Origin of the sequence: Janthinobacterium sp., assembly GCF_009923995.1 — a bacterium.
Lineage (GTDB): Bacteria > Pseudomonadota > Gammaproteobacteria > Burkholderiales > Burkholderiaceae_D > Janthinobacterium.
Window position 1 is genome coordinate 1 of the sequence record NZ_RFSK01000134.1, and the last position, 2,397, is coordinate 2,397.

4 protein-coding genes are annotated in these 2,397 nt (G+C 62.0%); all 4 read left to right on the plus strand.

All coding sequences use genetic code 11. From position 1 onward, the window contains the following. The coding region (locus tag EBS11_RS28135; RefSeq protein WP_290608802.1) for a DNA methyltransferase at positions 1 to 417 on the plus strand (417 nt) is incomplete at its 5' end. Beyond that, a complete protein-coding gene (locus EBS11_RS28140; protein ID WP_290608804.1) occupies positions 414 to 926 on the plus strand; it encodes a VRR-NUC domain-containing protein in 513 nt (170 codons plus the stop codon). The genes EBS11_RS28135 and EBS11_RS28140, both read left to right, overlap by 4 nt. Beyond that, the gene (locus tag EBS11_RS28145) at positions 923 to 1,375 is read left to right on the plus strand and encodes a hypothetical protein (protein WP_290608806.1); all 453 of its coding nucleotides are present in this window, start codon (positions 923 to 925) and stop codon (positions 1,373 to 1,375) included. The genes EBS11_RS28140 and EBS11_RS28145 overlap by 4 nt, the downstream gene beginning before the upstream one ends. Next, positions 1,372 to 2,397: bifunctional DNA primase/polymerase (locus EBS11_RS28150; RefSeq protein WP_290608808.1), on the plus strand; the 1,026-nt coding region annotated here is incomplete at its 3' end. The genes EBS11_RS28145 and EBS11_RS28150, both read left to right, overlap by 4 nt.

The window sequence follows — 2,397 nt, forward strand, 5'->3', positions numbered from 1 at the left end:
TTCATGGGCAGCGGCACGACCGGCGTTGCCTGCGCGCGTATGGGCCGGGCGTTTATCGGCATCGAGATAGAGCCGAAGTATTTCGACATAGCGTGTCGCCGGATTGAGCAGGCGCAGCGGCAGGCGGACTTGTTCGTTAAGCCCAGTATCCCACACAGGAGGCGTTGCCGTATGAGTGAGACAAAAGAACAGCAACGCCGCCGCCTGAAACGTGAGGATATCTGGCGTTACGCGCGGACGGGCGAATGGTGGACGCTTTACGATCTTGAAGCGCGCACGGGGCATCCGGTGCAGAGCATCAGCGCCAGGCTGCGGGATTTTCGGAAGGCGCGGTATGGGGCCTGGACCGTGGAGCGCCGGTATCAGGGCCGGGGGCTGTGGGAGTATCGCGTGGTTTTGGAGGGAATGGCGACATGAGCGGCCCCGAGCACCGCCTGCAACTCCGCGTTATGAAGTTTGTCGCTAGTGCCGTCACCGCGCCGCATCGTTTCGCCAGCCATGATCGCGGTCAGAACAACTACGGCAAATCAGGTGTGGGCCGTCATTTCTGGGAGCGGCAACGCGGCGTCAAGGCCGGTGAGCCTGATACCTCTCTGACAGTGGGCGGCAAGACCATCCACGTTGAATTGAAAGCCCCCGGCGGCAAGTTGTCCGATGCCCAGAAGAAAGAGGGCGCAGCTATCCAGGCAGCGGGGGGCATTTGGGCTTGGACAACCTCAGTGATGGGGTATGGCGAAATCCTGTCCGCTAATGCCGTGCCGATGGCTGCGAACTGGCCGATACAGGCCGCACATCACGACGCCATGCTTGAGGCTGCCAAGGCTAAGGTTCCTGCGCCAAAGAAAGCCAGAAAGCCCCGCGCCGCCAAGCCGTCCGCATCCCGTATCGCGCGGGCCGTGGCGTTGCAGTTGAAGTATCTGCCGTGAACTATCCCCTAACCCCGTCCCGATATCACGAGAAGGCGCGCAACCGCCCGCCGACGCATGACAAGTTGCAGGCAGAATTTCTGGATTTCCTGCGGTCCCGTTCAATCGCCGCCATCCCGTCTGGTGCTGTAGTCTCTCGAATAGTTGAAGGCGAATACCCGATGGTTCGGCGCGGTTCCGTGGTGTCATTTGTGGATGCCGTCGAATTGCTAACGGTCGATTTTGTCACAACCTGCAATATCTTTGAAATTAAACCCCGCATCGCAACCGTGTTTGGCATCGTGCGACAGGCCAAGGCCATGCTCACGCTGGCAGAATCCTGCATACCGGCGGCGCTTTACTACTGTCACGTAATCGTTCCCCACGATGACCCTATGCTGGCCGATCTCCGCAAAGAGTGGCCGCATACGTGGGCGTGGGGTGCGCGCTTTGAGGATGGCGAGGAATGATGGCGGGAATTTCCGATGCTGCAGCCGCGCTGGGCATTCCGTGTTTTCCTTGCGGTGCGGACAAGCGACCCGTCATCGCAACTGGCTTCAAGGCTGCGAGCAAGGACCCCGCGCAAATCCGCGCGGCATTTGATCGGCCCGGCGCGGAACTGATTGGCGTGCCTACTGGCGCTGCTTCTGGCTGGGTGGTGATTGACATCGACATCCGCTCCGACCGCGACGGCAGCGATTGGCTGCGTGAAAATGCGGAAGCCCTGCCGCCCACCCGCACGCACAAGACGCGGTCCGGTGGATTGCATCTGATTTTCCTAGTTCCGGAAGGTGTGGAAATCCGCAATAGCGCCAGCCGCGTTGCGCCGGGCGTGGATGTGCGAGGAGAGGGCGGTTACGTGATCGTTCCCCCGTCTCCGGGATACAGCCTTGCCGACCCTACAGAGCCGGCAGAAATGCCCCGATGGTTGATCCGGGCGTGTATGCCACCCGAACGTGAACAGCCGCCGCCAGCAGCCCCACAAGTCGCGCGCGAGCATGGCGGGACGCGGTATGGCTTGGCCGCGTTGGCTGACGAATGCAACGCCATCCGTCGCGCGCCATTTGGGCAGCAGGAAACGACCCTCAATGCCGCCGGGTTGAAAGTCGGCGCGCTCGTCGCGGGCGGCGAGATCGAGGAGGGTATCGCCGTGGCGGAATTGCTTGCCGCCGGGCGGTCCATGGGGTCCGAAAGCGGGCGCGAGGCATGGCAGCCGGATGAAGTGGAAGCCAAGGTCCGCCGCGCTTTCAAGGACGGTCGCAACCGGCCCCGCAAAGCCCCGGAGCGGCGCGAGGAACCTACGCCGCCAGATATGCCGCCGGACTATTGGGATGCGCTGGGGTTGGACCCTGAGTTATTCCGAGGTGAGGAGGACGCGCCCGATATCGTTCCTGTGGATGAGGGCATTAAATCCGGGCAGCTTCTTCCGTTCTTCACCTATGCCGATGCCTCCGCCCGGCTGGACGTGGACGATTTTGTAGAGGGTTTGCTT

What these genes read in the sequence shown, in the direction of transcription:
- EBS11_RS28140 (WP_290608804.1), top strand. Translation starts at nt 414, where the DNA reads ATGAGCGGCCCCGAGCACCGCCTGCAACTCCGCGTTATGAAGTTTGTC.